Annotated in this window: 29 protein-coding genes; 14 read left to right on the top strand and 15 right to left on the bottom strand. The window is 57.0% G+C overall.

Features of this window, described 5'->3' with window-relative positions:
- Window positions 1-16: 16 nt before the first annotated feature.
- The 15 genes from B1757_RS00430 to B1757_RS00360 all read right to left on the bottom strand — a co-directional run bounded on the left by B1757_RS00430 (window position 17) and on the right by B1757_RS00360 (window position 10,438).
- Window positions 17-436, bottom strand: a complete 420-nt coding sequence (locus tag B1757_RS00430) for a PTS sugar transporter subunit IIA (protein ID WP_101536448.1) — start codon at window positions 434-436, stop codon at window positions 17-19.
- Window positions 433-1,335, bottom strand: coding sequence for an RNase adapter RapZ (gene rapZ / locus B1757_RS00425; RefSeq protein ID WP_101536447.1), 903 nt, complete (start codon window positions 1,333-1,335; stop codon window positions 433-435). The genes B1757_RS00430 and rapZ overlap by 4 nt, the downstream gene beginning before the upstream one ends.
- Complete coding sequence (hprK, locus tag B1757_RS00420) at window positions 1,332-2,264, bottom strand: HPr(Ser) kinase/phosphatase (protein ID WP_101536446.1); 933 nt, start codon at window positions 2,262-2,264, stop codon at window positions 1,332-1,334. The genes rapZ and hprK overlap by 4 nt, the downstream gene beginning before the upstream one ends.
- Window positions 2,265-2,284: 20 nt before the next feature.
- Window positions 2,285-2,731 (bottom strand): PTS sugar transporter subunit IIA, encoded by a 447-nt coding sequence (locus tag B1757_RS00415; RefSeq protein WP_101536445.1) that lies wholly within the window; start codon window positions 2,729-2,731, stop codon window positions 2,285-2,287.
- Window positions 2,732-2,740: 9 nt separating this feature from the next.
- The gene (gene hpf / locus B1757_RS00410; RefSeq protein WP_101536444.1) at window positions 2,741-3,082 is read right to left on the bottom strand and encodes a ribosome hibernation-promoting factor, HPF/YfiA family; all 342 of its coding nucleotides are present in this window, start codon (window positions 3,080-3,082) and stop codon (window positions 2,741-2,743) included.
- Window positions 3,083-3,203: 121 nt separating this feature from the next.
- A complete protein-coding gene (locus B1757_RS00405; RefSeq protein WP_101536443.1) occupies window positions 3,204-4,637 on the bottom strand; it encodes an RNA polymerase factor sigma-54 in 1,434 nt (477 codons plus the stop codon).
- A gap of 12 nt (window positions 4,638-4,649) precedes the next feature.
- Window positions 4,650-5,375: an LPS export ABC transporter ATP-binding protein gene (gene lptB, locus B1757_RS00400; RefSeq protein WP_101536442.1), complete on the bottom strand. Its 726-nt coding sequence runs from the start codon at window positions 5,373-5,375 to the stop codon at window positions 4,650-4,652.
- Complete coding sequence (gene lptA, locus B1757_RS00395) at window positions 5,372-5,917, bottom strand: lipopolysaccharide transport periplasmic protein LptA (protein ID WP_101536441.1); 546 nt, start codon at window positions 5,915-5,917, stop codon at window positions 5,372-5,374. Before lptA ends, lptB begins: the two co-directional genes overlap by 4 nt.
- Window positions 5,907-6,461, bottom strand: a complete 555-nt coding sequence (lptC, locus tag B1757_RS00390; protein WP_101536440.1) for an LPS export ABC transporter periplasmic protein LptC — start codon at window positions 6,459-6,461, stop codon at window positions 5,907-5,909. The genes lptA and lptC overlap by 11 nt, the downstream gene beginning before the upstream one ends.
- A complete protein-coding gene (locus B1757_RS00385; protein ID WP_101536439.1) occupies window positions 6,461-7,009 on the bottom strand; it encodes a KdsC family phosphatase in 549 nt (182 codons plus the stop codon). The genes lptC and B1757_RS00385 overlap by 1 nt, the downstream gene beginning before the upstream one ends.
- A complete protein-coding gene (locus tag B1757_RS00380) occupies window positions 7,009-7,992 on the bottom strand; it encodes a KpsF/GutQ family sugar-phosphate isomerase (protein WP_101536438.1) in 984 nt (327 codons plus the stop codon). The genes B1757_RS00385 and B1757_RS00380 overlap by 1 nt, the downstream gene beginning before the upstream one ends.
- 12 nt (window positions 7,993-8,004) lie before the next feature.
- Window positions 8,005-8,286: a hypothetical protein gene (locus tag B1757_RS00375; RefSeq protein ID WP_101536437.1), complete on the bottom strand. Its 282-nt coding sequence runs from the start codon at window positions 8,284-8,286 to the stop codon at window positions 8,005-8,007.
- Window positions 8,287-8,317: 31 nt separating this feature from the next.
- A complete protein-coding gene (locus B1757_RS00370) occupies window positions 8,318-8,752 on the bottom strand; it encodes a hypothetical protein (protein WP_101536436.1) in 435 nt (144 codons plus the stop codon).
- Window positions 8,742-9,419, bottom strand: coding sequence for an N-acetylmuramate alpha-1-phosphate uridylyltransferase MurU (murU, locus tag B1757_RS00365; protein WP_253253634.1), 678 nt, complete (start codon window positions 9,417-9,419; stop codon window positions 8,742-8,744). The genes B1757_RS00370 and murU overlap by 11 nt, the downstream gene beginning before the upstream one ends.
- Window positions 9,416-10,438 carry an aminoglycoside phosphotransferase family protein gene (locus tag B1757_RS00360; protein WP_101536434.1) on the bottom strand — a complete coding sequence of 341 codons (1,023 nt, stop codon included), beginning with the start codon at window positions 10,436-10,438 and terminating at the stop codon, window positions 9,416-9,418. The genes murU and B1757_RS00360 overlap by 4 nt, the downstream gene beginning before the upstream one ends.
- A gap of 29 nt (window positions 10,439-10,467) precedes the next feature.
- On the opposite strand from B1757_RS00360, the gene B1757_RS00355 reads away from it, so the two are divergent.
- The 14 genes from B1757_RS00355 (at window position 10,468) to hisIE (ending at window position 23,465) form a co-directional block, all read left to right on the top strand.
- Window positions 10,468-12,657, top strand: a complete 2,190-nt coding sequence (locus tag B1757_RS00355; protein WP_101536433.1) for an LPS-assembly protein LptD — start codon at window positions 10,468-10,470, stop codon at window positions 12,655-12,657.
- Entirely contained in the window at window positions 12,657-14,096 is a 1,440-nt protein-coding gene (locus B1757_RS00350) for a peptidylprolyl isomerase (protein WP_101536432.1), read from the top strand. The genes B1757_RS00355 and B1757_RS00350 overlap by 1 nt, the downstream gene beginning before the upstream one ends.
- Window positions 14,097-14,118: 22 nt before the next feature.
- Window positions 14,119-14,913, top strand: a complete 795-nt coding sequence (locus B1757_RS00345) for an ABC transporter permease (RefSeq protein ID WP_101536451.1) — start codon at window positions 14,119-14,121, stop codon at window positions 14,911-14,913.
- Window positions 14,914-14,984: 71 nt separating this feature from the next.
- The gene (locus B1757_RS00340) at window positions 14,985-15,239 is read left to right on the top strand and encodes a BolA family protein (protein WP_101536431.1); all 255 of its coding nucleotides are present in this window, start codon (window positions 14,985-14,987) and stop codon (window positions 15,237-15,239) included.
- A 35-nt stretch (window positions 15,240-15,274) separates the two neighbouring features.
- Window positions 15,275-15,598, top strand: coding sequence for a Grx4 family monothiol glutaredoxin (grxD, locus tag B1757_RS00335; protein ID WP_101536430.1), 324 nt, complete (start codon window positions 15,275-15,277; stop codon window positions 15,596-15,598).
- 18 nt (window positions 15,599-15,616) lie between these two features.
- Complete coding sequence (gene murA / locus B1757_RS00330; RefSeq protein WP_101536429.1) at window positions 15,617-16,894, top strand: UDP-N-acetylglucosamine 1-carboxyvinyltransferase; 1,278 nt, start codon at window positions 15,617-15,619, stop codon at window positions 16,892-16,894.
- Entirely contained in the window at window positions 16,891-17,547 is a 657-nt protein-coding gene (hisG, locus tag B1757_RS00325) for an ATP phosphoribosyltransferase (protein WP_101536428.1), read from the top strand. The genes murA and hisG overlap by 4 nt, the downstream gene beginning before the upstream one ends.
- Complete coding sequence (hisD, locus tag B1757_RS00320) at window positions 17,534-18,835, top strand: histidinol dehydrogenase (protein WP_101536427.1); 1,302 nt, start codon at window positions 17,534-17,536, stop codon at window positions 18,833-18,835. Before hisG ends, hisD begins: the two co-directional genes overlap by 14 nt.
- Window positions 18,832-19,899 carry a histidinol-phosphate transaminase gene (gene hisC / locus B1757_RS00315; protein ID WP_101536426.1) on the top strand — a complete coding sequence of 356 codons (1,068 nt, stop codon included), beginning with the start codon at window positions 18,832-18,834 and terminating at the stop codon, window positions 19,897-19,899. Before hisD ends, hisC begins: the two co-directional genes overlap by 4 nt.
- Complete coding sequence (hisB, locus tag B1757_RS00310; RefSeq protein WP_101536425.1) at window positions 19,896-20,495, top strand: imidazoleglycerol-phosphate dehydratase HisB; 600 nt, start codon at window positions 19,896-19,898, stop codon at window positions 20,493-20,495. Before hisC ends, hisB begins: the two co-directional genes overlap by 4 nt.
- Complete coding sequence (gene hisH, locus B1757_RS00305; protein ID WP_101536424.1) at window positions 20,492-21,157, top strand: imidazole glycerol phosphate synthase subunit HisH; 666 nt, start codon at window positions 20,492-20,494, stop codon at window positions 21,155-21,157. The genes hisB and hisH overlap by 4 nt, the downstream gene beginning before the upstream one ends.
- A 38-nt stretch (window positions 21,158-21,195) precedes the next feature.
- Entirely contained in the window at window positions 21,196-21,924 is a 729-nt protein-coding gene (gene hisA, locus B1757_RS00300) for a 1-(5-phosphoribosyl)-5-[(5-phosphoribosylamino)methylideneamino]imidazole-4-carboxamide isomerase (RefSeq protein WP_101536423.1), read from the top strand.
- Between the two features lie 4 nt (window positions 21,925-21,928).
- Window positions 21,929-22,690: an imidazole glycerol phosphate synthase subunit HisF gene (gene hisF / locus B1757_RS00295; protein ID WP_101536422.1), complete on the top strand. Its 762-nt coding sequence runs from the start codon at window positions 21,929-21,931 to the stop codon at window positions 22,688-22,690.
- A gap of 82 nt (window positions 22,691-22,772) precedes the next feature.
- Window positions 22,773-23,465 carry a bifunctional phosphoribosyl-AMP cyclohydrolase/phosphoribosyl-ATP diphosphatase HisIE gene (hisIE, locus tag B1757_RS00290; protein ID WP_101536450.1) on the top strand — a complete coding sequence of 231 codons (693 nt, stop codon included), beginning with the start codon at window positions 22,773-22,775 and terminating at the stop codon, window positions 23,463-23,465.
- Window positions 23,466-23,490 lie beyond the last annotated feature (25 nt).

Here is a 23,490-nt window from a genome sequence, read left to right as displayed (position 1 = left end):
TCGCCCTGTGCCGGGGTCAGGGGGAAGGACGAGCAAGTGGCGCCGCGCGCTTGGCCAGAATGTCCACGACACCCTGGACAGCACCATCCATGGCGCCTTGACGGGCTGCAGCCAGCCCTTCTTCACGTCGTGACAAAGCGCGCAGCAACATGGGCAGGCTCAAACCACTCACTGCTGCCACCCGCTCCTCGGGAAGAATCGCCGGAATCAGATTGGCTGGCGTCGCTCCATAAAGATCATTAAGAATCAGCATGGCATCATCATCAGCCAGGTTTTCTATCAACTCCCAGAGACAGCGACGCCCATTTTCCGGACTTTCATCGGGGAGAATCTCCACCACTTCCACCGCCGTCGGCAATGTGCCGAAAATATGCCGCAGGGTATTGGCAAATGCCTGCCCCATCCCCACATGAGTCAGTAGCACGATGTGGATCATGTCAAGGTCTCGGTGATGTTGAGTTCCCGATGTTGTATCAGGATACGTTGGCCCTTGCCCAACAGTTCCCGGGCCAGCACTTCTACCATGTAGACGCTGCGATGCTGTCCTCCCGTACAGCCCAGGGAAACGGTCACATAATTACGGTGCTCACGGGCAAAAGGTGGCAGCCAGTTTCGGAGAAACTCGTTGAGAGACCCCATAGCCGCTTGCAGCTCTGGGCGTCTGGCCAGAAACGCCTGCACTGCCGGATCGCGCCCGGTCAAGGCCCGCAGTTCTGGCTCATAATGTGGATTGGGCAGGGCACGCAGATCAAACACAAAATCCGAATCCAAAGGCAGGCCCCGCTTGAAAGCAAAAGACTGCAAGAGCAGCACCAGTTCTCCGTAATGGCGGGACGCCAGGCTCCAGGCCTGCACTCGCAAACGCAGCTGGTGAGTATTGATCTGTGAGGTATCCAGCCTTTTATCGGCCATATCGGCCAGGGGTTGCACCAACTCCCGTTCTCGCTGCAAGGCTTTGATCAGGGATTCGCCGGGAGTGGCAGCACTGTCATCCGTCAGCGGATGGCGGCGCCGGGTTTCACTATAGCGTTGCAGGAGAGTGCTTTCACTGGCCTCCAGAAAGAGGATGCGCGGATGCAATCCGTAAGCATCCCGTAAATCCTTCAACGCCTGGGGCAGAGCCGCAAAAAAGTCACGGTTGCGCACATCAATGCTGACGGCGGCTAGCAGGGCATGTCCCTCGCGATGCGCCAACTGCGCACCAAAAGCCTGCAGGAGGGTAGCGGGTAAATTATCTGCACAGTAATAACCCTGATCTTCAAGCGCCTGAAGTACCGTAGATTTTCCCGATCCGGACAGCCCGCTGACAATAATGAAATCCCTTTCCATCGTCATTCCTCTCCGGCACTCAGGCGTACCTGCTCTTCAAAGTCAGCCAGCATATCGCCTCCTGACTCTTTCACATACTGACTGCGCGCCGCCGCTTCTACCAATACCGCAAGGTTACGGGCGGCCGATACCGGAATACGCAGCCGGGTCAAGGGAACCCCAAGAATATCGAGATGATCGACTTTACCCTGGAGACGGTCGATATCGGCCATTTCCATGTCATGCATATCCTGAATTTCCACTACCAGGCGAATGCGCTTGGAACGGACGATGGCCGCCGCCCCAAAAAACTCCCGGATATTAATGATGCCCAGACCGCGCACCTCGAGAAAATTCCTGAGTGGCGCTGGACAATGGCCGGTGATGACCTGAGGAGCCTCACGCACACAAAGGACGCTGTCGTCCGCCACCAGACGATGACCCCGGCTGACCAGTTCCAGAGCCAACTCGCTTTTACCGATACCCGCCTCGCCCTGCAACAGCAACCCCACCCCCAGCACATCCACCAACACCCCATGAACCTGCTGGCGGGCGGCGAGCACACGATGCAGATAAAGCTGCAGGCGGGCCAGCACTTTCTGCGCCTCCAGGGTGGTCGCCATGACCGCCACTTGGCGATTCTGAAGGGTTTCCAGCATTTCCGGGCTCAGGCTCTGCTTTTCACAAAGCACGATCAAACGCAGCTTTTCCGTCAGGAACTGTGCGAAACGCTGGGGATGCTGGTGTAAAAACTGCAGCTCACAGGTGCCCGCTATTTGCACGACATGAGGACGAATAAAATTCAGGAATCCAACCAGGGCGGCTCCGCCGACATCGTCTTCTGCCCAGGGATCACCGCGTAAGTGAAAATCCTTATCTGGTCGGTAAAGACAGTCCCAGAACATTTCCTTGTGGAGATCTTCGCACAGCCGACGCAGACTGATTTGTCTTTCCATGCCTGCGTCCCTCCTGAAAGCTAATCAGAATGAGTCAATACCGCAAAAAAACCGGCACTATCGGACACCTTGAGCAACTCTGTGCGCACTTCCTCAGATGCCAGACGCACGGCCAGATTCGAAAGAACTTCAAGATGCGCCGTGGCAGCAGCCTTGGGCACAGCCACAGCAATAAACACCCGTACATCCAGCCCGTCGGGAGCGGCGAAAGGAATGCCTTGAGCACTGCGCAATACCGCCACAGCCACTTCACTGGCGCCATCAATGCGCGCATGGGGCAGGGCTACGCCATGTCCTATCCCTGTGGAACCCTGGGCCTCCCGGCTTTTCAGGGCCTCGGCAATCAGGGCGGGGGATTGTCCCGTAGACTCTGCCAACAGGGCCGCCAGAGCTTCAAGCGCTGCTCCGGCATCCGCAACCGGGGGATCAATCAGAATGTGTTGGGGAGCTAAAGGCAGAGTCGTCATCGTCAGGGTTCATTCCGTCTCGGCAATAACGGCCAAGTCGGCAGAATGATCGTTACGGCGGTCCTGACGCTTTTCCTTGTAACTATCAATTTGACTCTCCAGCTTTTCCGTTACCATATCCAGTGCCCGATACATGTCCGCGTGCCGGGATTCGGCGTGGAATACGTGGCCCGCCGCATACATGGTCACATCAGCGGTGTTTTCGGGATTCTCATGAGGCGCATGTTTCAGGACAACCCGGGCATCAATCACCTGATCAAAATGTCGATCGAGTTTGCCAATTTTTTCTTCTGTATGATTTTTCAAAGCTTCTGTCAGATCCAGGTGCTGACCGGTAATGGTAATTTGCATGGCGCTCTCCTGTCCTCTTGCGAGGCTTGCTTATGATAATCCCCCTGAATGGGGTCCAACTTCAGTGTAGCGCCAACTGCCGCCACAAAAAACCCTGCTGTGTCCTGTGGCAGATGGAAGCCTAAAGCCGCCGGCGCTGGCTCGCGGGAGGAATATTGGCGGCCTCCCGATACTTGGCTACGGTCCGCCGGGCAATCTGGATGCCCTGCTCGGCAAGCACCTTGGCTATTTCCGCATCACTCAAGGGATGTTTGGGATTCTCGGCCTGGGTCAATTTGATCAACAGGGCACGAATGGCCGTCGCCGATGCCGAACCGCCGCTGTCCGTTCCCACATGACTGGAAAAAAAGTATTTGAACTCATAAAGACCCCGAGGCGTGACCATGTATTTCTGGTTGGTTACCCGGGAGACGGTGGACTCATGCATTTCCACAGCCTCGGCAATATGGCGCAGCACCATGGGTCGCATGGACTCGGGGCCGTTGATAAAAAAATCTTTCTGTTTTTCGACAATCGCCCGGGCAACTTTCAGAATGGTTTCCTGGCGGCTTTGCAGGCTTTTGATAAACCAGCGTGCCTCATTGAGCTGATCCTGAATATATTTATGGGCGGCATCCTTACCACCCGCCATACCGGCGTAGCGGCGATTGATGCGGAGTTTGGGCATAGCCTCAGGGTTCAGATCCACCCGCAATCTTTTGCCAGACCAGCGGACGATGACATCGGGAATGACGTACTCGGTGTTTTCACTGCCGATTTCTTCACCGGGCTTGGGATTGAGAGCAGAAATCAGCGCCATGGCTGCTCCTAGTCTGACTTCATCGACCCCCAGACTGGCACATAAGCGGGAATAATCATGGCGGCCCAGGGCTTGCAAATGGTCCTGCACCAGCTTCATCGCCAATTGTTGGACCTCAGGATCCACATCGGGCAACTGCCGGAGTTGCAAATAAAGACATTCTCCCAGATCCCGGGCTGCCACACCGGGAGGATCAAAGTCCTGAATACGCTGCAACACGGCCTGGAGCAGTGTTGTTTCGACCCCCATAGCGCCCGCAAGATCCTCTGGCTTTTCGATCAGATAGCCGCGCTCATCAATGGCATCAATGATCATTTCTGCCATATTTCGCTCTTCAGAACTGAAGTGCGTCAAATCCGCCTGCCAACGCAAATAATCCTGAAGACTCTGACTCTGGCTGTTGCGCGCCTCAAAGTCGGGAAGTTCATCATCAGCACCGCCACCGGAGGTGCTGGAACCCATATCAAATACATCATCCCACTGACTGTCGACGGGTAATTCATCGGGCAGGGTATCTTCGGCAGACAAATCCAGCTGGCGATCTTCGCCGGGCGCCTCACTGGCTTCTGGAGCGGCAGCTGACATCCCGGTCTCATCGCCGGCAGCGTCCTCATCGAGCAGGGGGTTGCTTTCCAGCATTTCCTGCACTTCCTGCTGCAGATCAAGCGTCGACAACTGCAGCAGACGAATAGCCTGCTGCAGTTGCGGGGTCATGGCCAGATGCTGACCGAGTTTGAGTTCTAAACCTTGTTTCATGGCTTTCCAGATTCAGATTCTGAACTGATCTCCCAGATATACCTGACGCACCATAGGATCATCCACAATTTCCTGGGGACTCCCAGCCGTCAACACCTTGCCATCATGCAGTATATAGGCGCGTTCGCAAATCCCTAATGTTTCGCGCACGTTGTGATCGGTAATCAGGATGCCAATGCCGCGTTCCCGCAAATCCTGAATCAGCCGCTGGATTTCCAGCACCGAGATCGGGTCGATGCCAGCAAAAGGCTCATCCAGCAAGATGAAGCGTGGGCTCATGGCCAGGGCACGGGCAATTTCCACCCGCCGTCGCTCACCGCCGGAAAGACTGTGCCCCTTGGTGTCACGCAGCATCCCCAGATGCAATTCGGCCAAAAGCTGTTCCAGCCGCTCCTGCCGTTCTGTCTTACTGAGGGGCAGAATTTCCAGAACCGCGAGAATATTATCTGCTGCTGTCATCTGCCGGAATACGGAGGGTTCCTGAGGCAGATAACCCAGCCCCATACGTGCCCGTTCATGCATGGGCAGGGCCGTAATGTCCCGCTGTTGCAGGAAAATGTGGCCACGATTCGGACGCACCAGCCCGACCATCATGTAAAACGTCGTGGTCTTTCCAGCGCCGTTGGGGCCCAACAAGCCCACCACCTCGCCAGCCGCAACCTCGACAGATACATCGCGGACTACCGTGCGGCGCCGGTAGGATTTGACCAGGGACTGGGCCTGGAGCAGGTCGCTCATGGCCTCCCACCGCTGGCAGAGCGGTTGGCTGCTGCAGGATAAAACACGGAGTGGACGCGCTGTCCGGGCGCGGCGGTCACTGCCGTCTGCTGGCTGTTGAGAAAGTACGTCACCTGCTGGCCGCTGATTTCGTTTTTTTCCTGCCAGAGATGAGCGTCCCCCTGCAACACAATTTCCGCCGTTCCCGGCTTGTAAATGAGCGTATCGCCATAACCGTGCCGCTGCGCACTGGACATGGTAAAGCTGACCGGACTTCCCGTGGCAGTGGCCGTTTGCACCTTACCCTGCAGCGCATCAATCACGAGCTTGTGGGCATGAATGACCACATCCCCCTGGGTCATGATCACGTTGCCCAGATAAGTAGCCTGCTGGGAAGGTTTATTTTCGGCATGGAGAGTATCGGCACTGATATGAATAGGTCCCTTGGCCAATGGCGGTTGGGCGGCGGGCGCTGCCAGCGCTGCCCAGGAAACCAGGACCAGTGCCAGCGGCCAGTAAGGCCTTGCCGAAAAACGCTTGCGACGCATGTAGTTAAGGCGCATACACACCATGCACATTCTGCAAAATATTGACCTCCTCGGTTTTGACCGATGCCCAGAGTCCATGGCCAGTCATCCAATCCTGGCCACGCTCCAGACGAACGGCGTCGTCGGTGTTAATAATGCCCGTTTGCGGATCATAGTGCACCTTCGCGGTCAGAAAGCGGGTATCCGGTTTCAACGTCCCGATGACATTTCCCCACAAGGTAATGAGATGACTGGAACCCAGGACTTTTCCCTGATCAGCGCGCAAGTTCAGCTCCTGACCGGGCCGGAAGCGTTTCACCTCTACGTCGCTGAGAATGGTCTGATCGCGATGGGGTTCGTGATAGGCTGTCCGGGCAGTGGCCAGCAGGTCTAGTTTCCCGGCAGCATCATACTGACGCATGACCACATCTTCAGCAGCCTGATCGCCCTTGTGGATTTCTCCTTGCCAGTCAATCTGGGGCAAGGACAGGGGACGCTGCGGCCAGGACCACCAGACCAGCCCGGCAAGAATCAGCACCAGCACCGTGAAACCCAGGCTGGGGAGACGCAGGCGCAACATCAGCAATGTCCCTTTTGGCTGGCCTGCAGCAACAGCTCTGGCCAGCAACCTTTGGCCTGCAAAATCAGGTCACACAATTCGCGCACGGCGCCGCGACCACCCTGATAGCGGCTTTGCCAATGGATCTGCTGGGCCAGTTCCGGGTGCGCGTCAGCAGGTGCCGTGGCCAGTCCGGCGCGGAGCAAAATCGGGAGATCAATCAAATCGTCGCCCATGTAGGCCACCTCGGGGTCATCGATCTGCAAGGCCAGCTTCAGCTCACGGTAAGCCAGCAGTTTGTCCTTGCAGCCCTGAAAAAGATGCTGGATACCCAGATCCCGGGCGCGGTGGGCCACCGCCGGCGAAAAGCGTGCGGTAATGATGGCCAACTCCACCCCCCGGGACTGCAGCAGTTTGATCCCGTAACCATCGCGCACGTGGAAGGCCTTGCTTTCGCAGCCGGTATCATCAAAATACAGGCGGCCATCAGTCATCACTCCGTCCACGTCCAGGATCAGCAGCCGAATCTGCGCGGCACGGTCTGTCAGGGCTTGCGGCGCTAAAAGCATCAGACAATCCCGGCCCGCAGCAAATCATGCATATTCAACGCGCCAATCAGCCTGTAATCATCATCGACGACCAGCAAGGCACCCACTCGATGGCTTTCCATCAGGGCCAGTGCTTCGGCGGCCAGCGCCTCGGCACGGATGCTACGGGGTTGGGTATGGGCGAGGGCCGCCATGGGTTGCTCCCAGAGATCCTGACGCTCGGCAAAGGCCCGGCGCAAATCGCCATCGGTAAAAATCCCCAGCACCCGGTCCTCTGCGTCCACTACCGCCGTCATGCCCAACCCCTTGCTGGTCATTTCCAGGACTGCATCACGCATCAGGGTTTCCCTTTGCACTTTGGGCAGGGCCTGATCCCGATGCATCACATCCTGGACCCGCAGCAGCAAGCGCTTGCCGAGACTGCCGCCGGGGTGGGAAAGAGCAAAATCGTCTGCCGAAAATCCCCGAGCCTGTAACAAGGCCATGGCCAGGGCATCGCCCATGGCGAGGGTCGCTGTGGTAGAAGCCGTTGGCGCCAGATTCAGGGGGCAGGCTTCGCGCTCCACACTGCAGTTGAGATGCACAGCGGCGCTGCGTGCCAAGGTCGATTGAGGATTGCCGGTCATGGCGATGAGAGGCACGGCCAAGCGCTTTACCACCGGAAGAATGGCCAGCAACTCTGCTGTTTCTCCCGAATTGGATAGGGCCAGAAGGCAATCGGAGCGGGTCAGCATCCCGAGATCACCATGACTGCCCTCGGCGGGGTGCAGGAACAAGGCCGGGCTACCGGTACTGGCCAGGGTCGCGGCGATTTTTTTGCCGATAATACCGGACTTGCCCATGCCACTCACGACCACCCGCCCCGCGCATTGCAGCAGGACTGCACAGGCTTCGACAAAACTGTTGTCGAGGCGCGCCTCCAATGCGCCCACTGCTTCCGCCTCGAGACGCAATACATCGCGCCCGGTGACCAGCAGTCTGTTGACATCCACACCAGATATCATGGAACGCACCGCTCAATCCGCACGAGTCACATCCTGTTCCTGAATGGCTTCATATACGGCATGACAATGGGGATGGGCGGCCATGACCTTGTCAAGGTCGGCAAATGAAGTTTCACGCAGCAAGGTCCAGCAGCGCATGTTCTCTGCGGCAAGGTGCTGGGGATGTTGGACATACCAGTTGCTGCTGTCTTTCGGCGCATGGCTGCCAATCGCCACCTGTCCACGCGCCCACCACAAAAGCAGGGCAAATAATGCCAAGGCACCAATAATGACTAACGTATAAACAATCTTCATAGAGGGTTCTGATAGACCTGAATAAAATAAATCAAACTTCTTCTTGGTATTGCTGGTTCAACAAGGCAACCAGCGCGCCTTCGCGCTCCGTAATATCCATCATCAGCCCGCCACTGAACGCCTCCCAGAAAACCTGCAGACCGGCGAGGTCGGTTCCCTCGGCGAACTGGCCCAGCACCTCTCCCACTTTTGCCATCACTTCGCGTAGTTGCAAGCTACTACTCAGAGCATTTTTAATCTGCTCACGGGGATGGGGTATCCAGCTCCGGTCACTGGCGTAAGAGCGCAACCGCTCGCCAAACTCCAGCACCCTTTTGCGCAATTTGCCAGCCAGACCAATCTGCTGACTCCGTAAGTCTCCCCAGACCGCGAGATCCATCAACTTTAACCAGTCCTGACGCCAATGCTCGCGACTTTCCGTGGGCACGGTTGTCGCCTTCTGGACCGCTACCAGATCAAATTCCATCGTGCCGTACCCTACATCTTTCTTGCGCCAACTGCCATCGCTCCGGCGTACCTACATCGGTCCACATTCCCTGATACAGGGTTCCCGCCACGATGCCCTCGGCAATCCATTCCCGCAACCAGGGAGCCAATGGCGCCGACTGTTCCGGATAAGCCTGCAACAAGGTCGGATCAATACGCGCGATACCAGCATAAGTATGACGTTCTTCGCCCTGCAAAGCCACTACCCCCGCATCCAGGACAAAGTCACCAGCAGGGTGGTGATCAGGATTGGGCACCAGCACCAAATGCACCGAAGCCGTGCTCTCCTGCAGGAGCAGATTCCAGGAAAAATCCGTGCAAATATCGCCGTTGACCAAGAGGAAAGGTTCGCTGCCCAGATAAGGCAGGGCCCGGATCAAAGCACCTCCCGTCTCCAGTCGCCCCGCTCTTTCGTCACTGTAGATGATTTTTACACCCTGCCAGTCATGCCCCAACCTCGCCACAATCTGATCACCGAGATGACCGATATTGATGACGGCCTCGCGAACACCCGCCGCCGCCAGCGACTCCAGGTGGCGCACGATAAGGGGCTTGCCGCCCACTTCCAGCAGGGGTTTGGGAAGATGATCCGTATAAGGACGCAAGCGCTCGCCACGCCCGGCGGCGAGAATCATCGCGCGCATCATGCCTCCAGCCAGCGCACAAAGATCGGGAGATATGCACTCAACTGCGCATCTTCTGTCAAGGCATCCAGCACATATTTTCGAAATTGCGGCAGCAAATCCAGGTAGCCGGGCTTGCCATCCCGATAAGCCAGACGACAGAAAATGCCGAGAATCTTGAGATTACGTTGCAAAGCCATCCTTTCGACACTGCGCAAGAAAGCTTCTTGCGGCAGAGCTTTCTTGCTCCCGGATGTCAGCCTGCGCTGAAAATCGAGAATCCAGCCTCGCCGTCGGTCCTGTCCCCAATCCCAATAGCGATCCCAAAGCAAGGAGGCCAGGTCATAAGTCCAGGGCCCGGTCACGGCATCCTGGAAATCAATCATGACCAGACGTTGGGGCTCCAGCTGCACCATGAGATTGCGGGCGTGAAAATCCCGGTGCACCCATACCTGAGGCTGCTGCAAGGCATTGTCCACCAGGAGTCCGAAAAGCTGTTGCAATACCTGTCGCTCATTTTCATCCAGAGTCACGCCCAGATGTTTGCGCAAATACCAGTCCTGGAATAAAACCAGCTCATCCTCCAGGCGTTGCCGGGAAAAACAGGGCAAGAGGGGTCGGGATGGATCAGCACTGCCAGCCCGTTGCAGCGCGATGATCAGATCCAGGGACTGCTGCAACCACAGATCGGTATGGGTACCCGCATCGATCATGGTCTTGAGGTCTGTATTCCCCAAATCCTCCAGCAAAACAAATCCCGGCTGCAACTGCGCCGCCAGAATGCGGGGTACCGGCAGCCCGGCATTCTGCCAACGCCGTTGCACCCGCAAAAAAGGCAGAATATCCTCCGGCGCCGGAGCATCCATAAACAGCCTTTGCCCGGTCAGCCGCCAGTAGCGCCGGGCGCTGGCGTCTCCGGGAATGGCCTGGACCTGCGCGGGGTTCACCCCCCGGCTGCGTAACCAGGCTGCAGCATGTACCGTCAGACCCTCCGCAGAAATCATCGGCGCAGTGATGTTGTTCGATTTTAGAGATTGCGACATAAAAGCATTTTGTGCGATTTTAGGCGCCTATGAAAAGCCCTCTCCAGCAGCTTCGTGATTTTCGGCATGGCAGTCCGCTTCCGTCCGGACCCAGCGCTGTATCACGACGGCGGATTTATCTGGCACTGCTGGCAACCTTGTTGAGTCCCGGCCTGGCCTGGGCGGCGGAAAAACCCGTCACCCTTTACGCCGACCAGGTCAACGGGCTGGGAAGCGGCCATTGGACGGCCACCGGTAATGTCGAGGTCCTCTACGGAGACAGACGGGTGTATGCCGATACTGTGCACTACGACCAGCGCAAGGATGAAATCCTGGCGGACGGCCATGTGCGCATGGTCAGCCCGGGGCTGGTCACCGCCGCACCCCAGGCCACCATTCATCTCAAGGCCAACGAAGGTGTGGTCGTACACCCCCGTTATCTGCTTGAAGCCGAACAGGGACACGGCCACGCCCAAAGTGGCCGGGAGTTGAGCAAGGGTCACTATCAACTCAATGAGGCCTGCTACACCACCTGCCACGGCAAAGTCCCGGCCTGGCAACTCTGGAGCAGCCAGATCGACCTCAACCAGAATAATAATTATGTGACCACCCGAAATACCACCCTGAATGTGGCGGGAGTGCCGGTATTCTGGATGCCCTATTTCAGCTTCCCCCTCAAACGCCATTCGGGCTTTCTGGCTCCGGGGGTAGGCAGTTCCACCATCAACGGCTTTTACCTGGGCATCCCCTATTATTTTGATATTGCCCGCAATCTGGATGACACCTTGACCCTGAATTATTTCACCCGCCGTGGGGTCATGCTGCAAAACGAGTTTCGTTATTTAGAGCCCAATTACAGCGGCAAGCTTTTTGTGGATTTGCTCCCCTCGGATCAACTCACCCATAAAAATGTCTGGGCCCTTTCCTGGCAACACAACCAGAACCTGGGCGACGGCTTCAGTTTCAATGTCAACTACAATCGTGTCAGTTACAAAAACTTTCTCTCGGACTTCGGCAGCACCGCAGGTTTCGGCAGCAGTTTCATTGGCGGAATTGGTAATGCCCCCTATATCACCTCTAACGGGGGGATTTATTACAACAATGCCCACATCAGTGCGGGCGCGGTGTTGCAGGGTTATCAGGAGCTCGCGCCGGATAGTACGGCACCCTACGCCCAACTGCCTCGCCTTTATGCTGATGGCTACTGGCGGGTGGGCCGTAACGGCTATTTTAACTGGCAGAGCAGCTTCAATTATTTTTCGGCAAACACCGGGCCCATTGGTCAGCGCCTGGATCTGACCCCCACCCTGGGTTGGCGCTTCAGTCGGGGCTGGGGTTTTCTTGAACCCCAGGCGCGGCTGTACTATAGCCATTACCAGGTCCAGCGCAATGCGCCCTATGCCCGTGCCGTCAACCGTACCCTTCCCGCCCTGAGTCTAAAGGGCGGGCTAAACTTTATCCGTTATGGCAGCAATGGCAGCACGGCGCTTCTGCAACCCATTTTCAAATATACCTACATTCCTTTGCAGGCCCAGAATGACATTCCCAATTTTGATGCCAGCACCCCCTATCTGGATTTTCCCAGTATTTTTACCGATAACGTCCTCTATACCGGCAGTGATCGCATCAATGCCGCCAATCAGATCGCCTATGGTCTGCGCGGTACCTGGCTGACTCCCGGCGGGCGTCAACTCTGGGAAGCCGCCGTGGGCCAGATTCGCTACTTCAACCAGCGGCAAATCAACCTTGCCGGAGACATCGTTCCCCAGAGCGTCCAGTCCAATTATTTTTTCGAGGGGCAATACGCGCCGCTGGCGGACATGAATCTGCTCGCCAGCTCCCAGATCAATCCCCAGAGCGGTCAGCTTGACCGCCTCAACTTTCGCGCCCAATGGTTGCCTGGCCGCCAGCGGGTCATCAACCTCGACTATCGCTTTACCCGGGATTTCGTCGATCAAACCGGAGTTTCTGCTGCCTGGCCGGTGCTCAAGAACTGGCAGTTACTGGGGAGCTATCAGTATGATGTGACCGACAGCAAGCCTCTGGAGGAGCTGGTAGGGATCGGCTATGATGGCGGCTGCTGGGCAGCCCATATGATGGTTTACCATCAGATCCTGCTTGGCGGACAGTCCAATAATGCTGTTTATTTCGAGATCGTGTTGCGCGGCCTAACCAGCCTGGGTAATGCCTCAACCGGTTTGCTCAGCCAGTATGTGCCGGGCGCCAGTATGGAGTTTTGATGTCCTGCAAACGTCGTCCAATTGTTATTGCCCTGGGTCTATTACTCGGAACACTGCCTGTAGCGGGTTGGGCCAGCGTCCCTTTTCTGAATCGGGATACCCTTCTGGCCCAGAGACCGCTGCCTGCCGCCACGTCAGCACCAGCCACCCATACCTATTCAGAGAACTCGACGCTAGCCCCCGTGACGGCACCCATGCCCAGCAATATCGTGAATCTGGATAAAGTCATCGCAATCGTCAACGACAACATTATCACTTCCATGCAACTGGAGCAGCGGGTCAGTGCCGTCAGGGCTCGGCTCCAGCAGAGCGACCCCAATGCCATGCCCCCCGAGGACATCCTCCGTCGTCAGGTGCTACAGCAGATGATCCTGCAGGATATCGAACTCCAGATGGCCCACCGCGCCAATATCAAAGTGGATAAGAGCATGCTGGATCAGGCCGTCAATAACCTGGCTCAAGCTAATCATCTGACGGCCGATCAACTGCGGGAAGCCCTGACCAGCCAGGGGCAATCCTGGGAAAGCTTCACCAATGACCTCAAAGATCGCATTGTTGTCGATCGACTTATGCAGCAAGAAGTGGAAAGCCACGTCCATGTTGGCCCCGATGAAGTCAAAACCTTCGCCCATCAACTCAAGGAAATGGGTGGCGTCAGCTTCAATCTGCAGCAGATTTTCATCCCCTTGCCCAATAATCCGACCCCTAATGCCATCAGTGCCGCCCGTCAGCAGGCTGCTGAGGTGCGGGACCATCTGATTGCCGGCGAGGACTTCTCGCGTCTCGCCGCGCAGGTCAGCAGTGGCCGCGAAGCGCTCCAGGGTGGACGCATTGGCTGGGTGAAAGCTGGAGAGCTGCCCCCTTCGGTATCCCAAAGCCTCATGTCCCTGAAAATCGGAGATATCAGCCCGGTGATCACCGGCCCTACTGGTTTCCATATTTTCAAGCTTCTCGACAAAAAAGAAGAGCAACCGACCATTACTGAAGTCAAGGCTGCAGCCATTGTGCTGCGCGCCGGAAACAGTCTGCAGCTTCAGGAAGCCGAAGCGCGTGCTCAGGATATCCAAACAGCCCTGCAAGATGGCAGTCGTTTCTCTGAGCTTGCGCGAAATTACAGCCAGGATCCCAATACCGCCGCCAAAGGCGGAGAAATGGGCTGGATTACCCCTGGACAATTGCCGGATACGCTGGAACGTACGCTGCTTACCCTGCAACCCGGTGCGGTCAGTAGCCCGATTCGTGAAGGGGATGCCATCTACATTCTCCAGTCTCAGGGCAAACGTCAGCAACCCGTAGAAGAAAAACAGCTGATGGCCGCCGCGCGTATGCAACTGTTTAATCGTATCGTCCGCGAGCGCATGGAAGAATGGCAACATCGCATTCGTGATAGCGCCTATGTAGAAATCCTGGAATCCAGCCTGCGCGGTAGCGATGTCTGAAATCTCGAACCACCTTCAATCCATGCCTGAAAACAGGAATTCTTCCCGCATCCAGGGCAGCCTGGCTCCCACCTGGACCCTGTTTTACAAGGAAACTCTGCGTTTCAGCAAAGTCTGGCTGCAAACCATTGCCGCTCCGCTCATTACCACCATCCTCTATCTGGTGGTGTTTGGACATGCGCTGGGCAGCCATGTCACCGTCTATCCGGGCGTGAGCTATACGGCTTTCATTGTACCCGGTCTGATGATGATGTCTGTTTTGCAAAACGCTTTTGCCAACAGCTCCTCCAGCCTTATTCAGTCCAAGGTGACCGGAAATATTGTGTTTGTACTGCTCAGCCCCCTCACCCCCAGCGAAATATTTACGGCCATGGTATCCGCCTCGGTGTTTCGGGGCCTTTTGGTGGGACTGGCGATTTTTGCGCTGGCCTTGTTGTATTTGCATATTCCCATTCTTCACCCTTTCTGGATTTTGGTTTTTGCTATCCTCGGAGCCAGTGGTATGGGTAGTCTGGGCCTTATCGCCGGGCTCTGGGCCGAAAAATTTGATCAGATCGCCGGTTTCCAGAATTTTGTCATCATGCCTCTGACCTTTCTGGCCGGAGTGTTTTATTCGGTGCAATCCTTGCCGGGTATCTGGCAGAAGATTTCTTTGGTGAATCCCTTTTTCTATATCATTGATGGTTTTCGTTACGGTTTTTTTGCCGATTCGGATGTCAGTATCTGGGTCAGCCTGGGTGTCAGCCTGGCCTTTGCACTGATTACCGGCTTTTTTGCTTGGCGCCTCCTGGATCGGGGTTACAAACTCCGCCAGTAGAATTGGATCGGGTATTGAAAAACCAGTCACAGGGGATCACAAATCACTGCTGATGAGGTACAATAGATCTCATGAACGCAAACTTGATCAAATCACTTATTCAGCAGGAACTCCCGGACGCCCAGGTAGAAGTACTGGGAGATGACGGTGCCCACTTCGAGGCGCTCGTCATTTCGGCTTCTTTTGTCGGCATGTCCCCGGTCAAGCAACACCAGCGGGTTTATGCTGCCCTGGGCGAGCGCATGCGTGAAGAAATCCATGCCTTGTCCCTGCGCACCCTCACCCCTGACCAGGCGGAACAGATACGTCACCCTACCCGCCACTGAAACCCATTCACGCTGTACACGTAACGAGGATTAGCATGGCTACCATTCAAGAACTGATTCAGGAACAAGTTGGAAAGCATCCGGTTGTACTCTACATGAAGGGTAACCCCCGCGCTCCCCAGTGCGGATTTTCTGCCCGTGCGGTACAGTTGCTGCAACAATCCGGCGTCAAGGAACTTTTCACCGTAGACGTCCTGGCCGATCCGCAAATCCGCGATGGCATCAAGCAGTTTTCCAGCTGGCCGACCATTCCCCAGCTCTATATTCAGGGTGAATTTGTCGGCGGCTCCGATATCATGTCTGACCTCTACCAGCAGGGTGAACTCCAGAAACTGGTGGAGAAAGCCCAAAGCGCCTGAGGAGTTTTTAACGACCTTATGGACAAATTGCTGCTGCGTGGTAACGGCCCCCTGCGTGGCGAGCTACGGATATCCGGGGCAAAAAATGCGGCGCTGCCTTGTCTGGCTGCTACTTTACTGGCCAAAGAGCCGGTGCAGTTGCGCAACATCCCTCATCTGCGGGATATTACCACTACCTTAGAACTGCTCAGCACCTTGGGAGCGAGGGTACTGGTGGATGGTCAACTCGGCATTGAAGTAGACCCGAGGCCCGTACACTCCCTGGTAGCTCCCTACGAACTGGTAAAAACCATGCGGGCCTCCATTCTTGTGCTCGGCCCGCTGCTCGCTCGTCACGGTTCGGCGGAGGTCAGTCTTCCCGGTGGCTGCGCCATCGGCAGTCGTCCAGTCAGCGTCCATCTGAGCGGCTTACAGGCTCTGGGCGCAGAAATCACGGTAGAAAATGGCTTTGTCAAAGCCCGGGCGGCGCGTCTCATCGGTACCCGGATTGTCATGGAAATCGTTTCTGTCACCGGAACTGAAAATCTGCTCATGGCGGCTACCCTCGCCGAAGGGCGCACCACCCTGGAAAATGCCGCTCGTGAACCAGAAATTGTCGATCTGGCGCGTTGCCTCAATGCCATGGGAGCGCGCATTTCTGGTGCCGGAACTTCGGTCATCGAAATCGAAGGGGTCAAGGAACTGCATGGTGCCGAACACAGCGTGGTAGCCGACCGCATTGAAACCGGTACTTATCTGGTGGCGGCAACCATGGCCGGGGGAGACATCTGCCTGAAACGTACTGATGCCAGCCTGCTGGAAAGTGTCATCCTCAAATTACGTGAGGCCGGGGCTGAAGTAACCACGGGCGCCGATCTTATTCGTCTGCGTATGCACAAACGTCCAAATGCCGTGGATATTCGCACGGCTCCCTTTCCAGCCTTTCCCACCGACATGCAGGCCCAGTTCATGGCCCTCAACTGCATAGCCGAGGGCAGCGGCGTGATTACTGAAACTATTTTCGAAAACCGCTTCATGCATGTATCCGAATTGCAGCGCCTCGGTGCCGAAATCACTGCCGACGGCAAAACTGCCGTGGTGCGCGGTGTCCCCAAACTCCATGGTGCGCCGGTCATGGCCACGGATTTGCGGGCATCAGCCTGCCTCGTGCTTGCGGGCCTGGTGGCAGAAGGGGAAACCCTCATTGATCGCATTTACCATCTCGATCGCGGTTATGAAGTCATCGAGGAAAAACTGGGCGCTCTCGGCGCGGATATTCGACGCATCAGTAGTAGTAGTCTCAGGAGCGCATCATGAATACCGGCATTACCATCGCCCTCTCCAAGGGCCGCATTCTGCAGGAAGCCATCCCTTTATTCGCCGGGGCGGGCATTGAACTGGCCGAAGATCCTGACGAATCGCGCAAGCTCATCATCCCCAGTACGGATCCCCAGGTCCGCTTTCTGGTCATCCGCGCCAGTGATGTGCCTACCTATGTGACCTGGGGTGCCGCTGATGTCGGCATTGCCGGCAAGGATGTGCTCCTGGAGCAGGAGGGACTGGATCTTTATGAGCCACTGGACCTGCGTATTGGCCTGTGCCGCATGTCGGTCGCTGAACCCGCCGCCTTGGCGGCCACCGATGTCCCGCAACGCTGGGAACGGGTGCGCATTGCCACCAAATATCCGCACATTACCCGCGACTATTTTCATGGCCGGGGCGTACAAACCGAAATCATCAAGCTCTACGGCAGCATGGAACTGGCGCCTCTGGTAGGATTGGCAGATCGTATTGTCGATCTGGTATCCAGCGGCCGCACCCTGCGCGAGAACGGCCTGGTCGAGGTGGAGGAAATCATGCCGATTTCAAGCCGCCTCGTGGTCAACCGAGCCGCCATGAAACTGAAGCGCCGTGCCATCGAACAATTGATCGCTCAACTGGAGGCACAGGTAAGCCATGAACCGTCTTGACACCCGCGACCCCGATTTCACCCGGCAATTTCATGCCCTGCATGATTGGGATGCCAATCTGGATATGCAGGTGGAAAGCCGCGTCAGGGAGATTGTCACGGCCGTGCGAGATCAGGGCGATGCGGCCCTGCGCAGCTTTACCGAGCGTTTTGATGGTCTCACTACCAGCACCGCTGGCGAACTGGAAATACCCCGGGCAGATCTGGAAAAAGCCCTCACCAGCCTGGAGCCTTTGCAGCGCGAAGCCTTAGAAGCCGCCGCCCAACGTATTCGCAGTTATCACGAACATCAGCGCAGTGCGAGCTGGAGCTTCACGGAAAGCGATGGAACCCGACTGGGGCAACGCATTCTTCCGTTATCCCGCGTGGGGATTTATGTACCCGGCGGCAAGGCGGCCTATCCCAGCTCCGTCCTGATGAATGCGATTCCTGCCCAGGTCGCCGGCGTTGAAGAAATCATTATGGTGGTCCCCACTCCCAAAGGGCAGGTGAATCCCTGGGTGCTGGCCGCTGCCGCCATTGCCGGCGTGCATCGGGTGTTTCGCATCGGTGGTGCCCAGGCCGTTGCCGCACTGGCTTATGGCACGGAGACGGTGCCCGCCGTCGACAAGATTGTCGGGCCCGGCAATATTTATGTGGCCACTGCCAAACGCATGGTTTTTGGTCGGGTCGGCATAGACATGATTGCCGGACCCAGTGAAATCCTGGTTCTCAGCGATGCTTCAGCACCAGCGGAATGGCTGGCCTGGGATCTGCTCTCCCAGGCCGAACATGATGAAATCGCCCAGAGTATTTTTATCAGCTGGGATGACGCCCACATTGAAGCTGTGGTCGCCGCCGTGGACAAGGCCCTGACCATGCTCGACCGTGCGCCCATCGCCGGCAAGAGCTGGGCCGATCGCGGTGCGGTCATCCGTGTGCGGGATCGCGCCGAGGCCTGCCATATTGCCAATCTGGTCGCCGCCGAGCACCTGGAACTGGCCGTCAGCGACCCGGAAAGCTGGTTGCCCGATATTCACAATGCCGGCGCCATCTTTATGGGCATCCACAGTTGCGAAGCCTTGGGTGACTATGTGGCAGGACCCAACCATGTCCTGCCCACGGGCGGCAGCGCCCGCTTCTCCTCCCCGCTGGGAGTGTATGATTTCGTCAAGCGCAGCAGCTTGATTCAGGCCAGCTCCGCCGGTGCCAACACCCTGGGGCGTCTGGCCGAACGCCTGGCCCTGGGGGAAGGTTTGACCGCCCATGCCCGTTCGGCTGCCTGCCGGGTGACGGACCCTCAATCATGAGTAGCAGCCTGATGGCCGCGCTGCTGCGCCCGGAACTACTGGCCAGCAAGGCCTATGCGGTCGCGCCCAGTACTGGGCTGATCAAACTGGATGCCATGGAAAATCCCTATGGACTTCCCGATCTGCTCCGCCAGGCCTGGCTGGAGAGCCTGACGGATGCCCCGCTGAATCGCTACCCGGATCCTCGTCCCGAATCCCTCATTACTGCGCTCAAGACCCACATTGGCTTGCCAGCTGGCATCGAACTGATGCTCGGTAACGGCTCCGACGAGTTGATTCAGATTCTGGTCACCGCCGTAGCCGGGGCGAGGCGGCCGATCATGGCGCTAGATCCGAGTTTTGTCATGTATCGCCTGTTAGCCCAGCAGTTGGGGCTGCCCTTTGTCGGTGTGCCTCTGGATGCGGAATTTCAGCTGGACCTGCCCGCCATGCTTCGGGCCATGAGCGAGGATCAGCCAGCCATCGTTTTTCTCGACTGGCCCAACAACCCCAGTGGCAGCCTGTTCCCTGAGGCCGCTCTAGAGGCCATTATTCAGGCAGCGCCAGGTTTGGTTGTGGTGGATGAAGCCTATCATGCCTTCAGCCAGACCACTTTTGCCGGGAGACTGGGACAGCATCCCAACCTGCTGCTCTTGCGCACACTGTCCAAGGAGGGGCTGGCAGGATTACGCCTGGGCATGCTCGCCGGGCCCACCGCATGGATTCAGGAACTGGATAAATTGCGCCTGCCCTACAACATCAACGTCCTCACCCAGCGCAGCGCCGCTTTTTTTCTTCAGCACAGTCAAGTGCTGGATAATCAGGCAGAGATTCTCCGGGCTGAACGGGAAAGGCTGTTCCAGGCCATCACCACCCTGCATCTGAAGACATGGCCAAGTGCCGCCAATTTCCTGCTGTTTCACGCTCCCGGCAAAGCTCCCGCCATTTATGAAGGCCTGAAAAACGCCGGGGTATTGATCAAGGCCTTTACAGGTCACCCCCGTCTCGGCGACTATCTGCGGGTAAGTGTCGGCAAACCCGCCGAAAATGATCGTTTCCTCTCCGTGCTGGAGTCATTACTGTGAAGTCGCGTCAAGCCGAAGTCGAAAGAAACACTCTGGAAACCCAGATTCGTGTGCAGCTCAACCTGGATGGCAGCGGCCAGGCAGATTTACACACCGGCCTGCCTTTCCTGGACCATATGATCCATCAGATTGTCCGCCATGGACTTTTTGATCTGCACATTCAGGCGCAGGGAGATCTGGATATTGATGCCCACCACAGCGTCGAAGACATCGGCATCACGCTGGGCCAGGCCTTTGCTCAGGCGGTAGGGGATAAATCTGGCATTCAGCGCTACGGACATGCCTATGTGCCGCTGGACGAAGCCTTGTCCCGGGTCGTGGTAGACCTTTCCGGTCGCCCGGGTCTGGTTTTTGCCGTGGAGTTCCCCCGTGCCCAGGTCGGCGGCTTTGACGTGGATCTTTTTCATGAGTTTTTCCAGGGTTTTGTCAACCATGCCATGCTCACCCTGCATCTGGATGCCTTGCGCGGCCGTAATACCCACCACATTGCCGAAACCCTGTTCAAGGCCTGTGGCCGCGCCCTGCGTATGGCCATTACTCCCGATCCGCGCATGGCCGGCCATGTGCCCAGCACCAAAGGTACTCTGAGCCTATGAATGGCGCGCGGGTGGGCATTGTTGATTATGGCATGGGCAATTTGTATTCCGTGGCCAAAGCCGTGGAATATCTGGGTGGTAAAGCCGTCGTCAGCGATCAGGTGAGCGAACTGGCCACTACCGATCGGATCATTTTTCCCGGTGTCGGTGCTTTCGGGGATTGCATGGCCGCCCTGGAAGCCCGTGAACTCAGTGATTTTGTCCGGGTGGCAGCCCAGACCCGTCCCTTTCTGGGGATCTGCCTGGGGATGCAAATGCTCATGGACAGTAGCGCAGAACATGGCGAACATGCCGGGCTTGGCCTGCTGCCGGGGCGGGTCATTCCTTTTCCCGAAGAAACCCTGCAAAAACCTGATGGCCAACGCCTGAAAATCCCCCATATGGGTTGGAATGAATTGCATCAATTGGTGGATCATCCGCTTTTTGCCAGTGTCCCTCAGAATGCTCAGTTTTACTTTGTGCATTCCTACTACGTGGAGCCTGCGGCACCGGAAATTCTGGCAGCCTTCAGCGACTACGCTTTCCCTTTCTGCGCAGCAGTGGCGGCAGACAATCTATTTGCCTTGCAATGTCACCCGGAAAAAAGCGGCAATGCCGGACTCCGCCTGCTCGGTAATTTTCTGACCTGGGATGGCGATTGCGGCTCCCAATGTGTCATTTAAGCAGATGATGTAAAAGTGAATTTACGGAGGATGTTGTCATGTTGTTGATTCCGGCCATCGACCTCAAGGGCGGGAGTTGTGTGCGCTTGCGCCAGGGACGGATGGAAGACCATACCATTTTTTCCGATGACCCCGTAGCCACTGCCCAGCGCTGGGTGGATGGTGGCGCCAAACGCCTGCATATTGTCGATCTGGATGGTGCGGTCCAAGGCACCCCCGTCAATGCTCAGGCTATTGCCGCTATCTGCGACCGCTTTCCCGATCTGGAAATCCAGGTCGGTGGCGGCATCCGCAGTGAGGAACAAATCGAAATCTACATCCAGGCGGGAGTCCGCTATGTCATCATCGGCACACAGGCTGTCAAGGCTCCGGGATTCGTGCGAGACGCGGCCGTCAGTTTTCCGGGGCACATCATGGTCGGCATCGACGCCCGGGACGGGAAAGTCGCCACCGAAGGCTGGTCCAAGCTGTCGCGTCATGATCCGGTAGATCTGGCCCAACATTTTGCTGCTGATGGTATCGAAGCCATCATATATACAGATATCAGCCGCGATGGCATGTTGAACGGACCCAACATTCCTGCCACCGTCGCGCTGGCTCAGGCAGTGCCGATTCCCGTCATCGCCTCCGGAGGAATTGCCGATTTGCAGCAGGTGCTGGAACTCAAGGCCCATGAAGAAGATGGTATTACCGGCGCCATCACCGGTCGGGCCATTTATGAAGGCAGCTTGGATTTCGCCAGTGCCCGTGCTCAGGCCGAGGCTTAGGAGGATGCTCGCCAAGCGCATCATTCCCTGTCTGGATATTGACCACGGACGCGTCGTCAAGGGCGTCCAGTTTGTGGCCCTGCGCGATGCCGGCGATCCCGTAGAGGTCGCAAAGCGCTACAACGACGAAGGGGCGGATGAACTGACCTTTCTCGATATTTCAGCCAGCCATGAACAAAGAGGTACCCTCGCCGATGTAGTTTCTGCTGTTGCCGCCCAGGTATTCATTCCCTTGACCGTCGGTGGTGGGGTGCGCAGCGTAGAAGACATCCGGCAAATCTTATTGGCGGGTGCTGACAAGATCAGCATCAACAGCGCCGCTGTCAAGGAACCGGAACTGGTGCGGACGGCAGCCCGGCGTTTCGGTAACTCCTGCATCGTCGTGGCCATTGATGCCAAGCGGGTAGGAGATCATTGGGAAGTATTTACCCATGGCGGCCGTCACGCCACCGGCCTTGACGCAGTGAACTGGGCCCAACGCATGGCAGAATACGGCGCTGGTGAAATTCTACTGACCAGCATGGACCGCGATGGTACCGGCCTGGGATTTGATCTGGATCTCACCCGCGCAGTCAGCGATGCGGTTGCAGTTCCGGTCATTGCTTCGGGCGGCGTCGGCGCCATCCATCATTTTGCCGAAGGGATATTGCAAGGCCATGCTGATGCGGTCCTGGCCGCCAGCGTCTTTCATTTTGGCCAGTTTCGTATTGCTGAGGTCAAGGCCGAGATGGCCAAGTCCGGCATTCCCGTACGGGAATCGACCTGAAAATCGTGGGCTTGCATCCAGCCGCGAATATTTTGCGTATTCAATGAGCAAGCATGAGACACTGATGGAGATGGACAAGCACATGGGTGACAAACAATACAGGGAGCTGCTGACGGCGATCCGCTGGAATGCCGATGGTCTGGTACCCACCATCACCCAGGATGCCCGCACCGGTCAGGTATTGATGCTGGCATGGATGAATGCCGAAGCCCTCCAGGCAACGCTACAGGACCAGATGGGCACCTACTGGTCACGCTCCCGCCAGGCACTGTGGCGCAAGGGCGAAAGCTCCGGGCATTATCAGCACCTGGTCGACCTACGGCTGGATTGTGATGGAGATACCCTGCTGATGCGCGTCATTCAGGAAGGAGCAGCCTGCCATACCGGAGAGCCCACCTGTTTTTTTCAGGGGGTGGCGGGCAGCGATGGCTGGCAACACCAGGCACCGCCGCCCGGCAGCATTCTCGACAGCCTGCAGGCCACCCTGCAGCAACGCCGGCAGGCTGATCCCGGCCAGTCCTACGTGGCGCAGCTGCTCCATGGCGGACAGGACCGGATTTTGAAAAAAGTCGGTGAAGAAGCCACGGAGTTTGTTCTGGCATGCAAAAATCATGAGCAAAAACAGATTATTGCCGAAGCCGCCGATCTGCTCTTTCACATGATGGTCGCCTTGGAGGAACAGGAATTGCATATTGATGACGTCCTCGGTGAACTGGCAAGACGTGAGGGTGTTTCCGGTCTGGAGGAAAAGGCAGCACGCCGTCCACCAGCTTGACGCAACCAATACTTTTTCCTATGGT

Source organism: Acidithiobacillus marinus (assembly GCF_002847505.1).
In the GTDB taxonomy this organism is placed as follows: domain Bacteria; phylum Pseudomonadota; class Gammaproteobacteria; order Acidithiobacillales; family Acidithiobacillaceae; genus Acidithiobacillus; species Acidithiobacillus marinus.
This window is presented reverse-complemented; position numbering and strand designations above follow the sequence as displayed.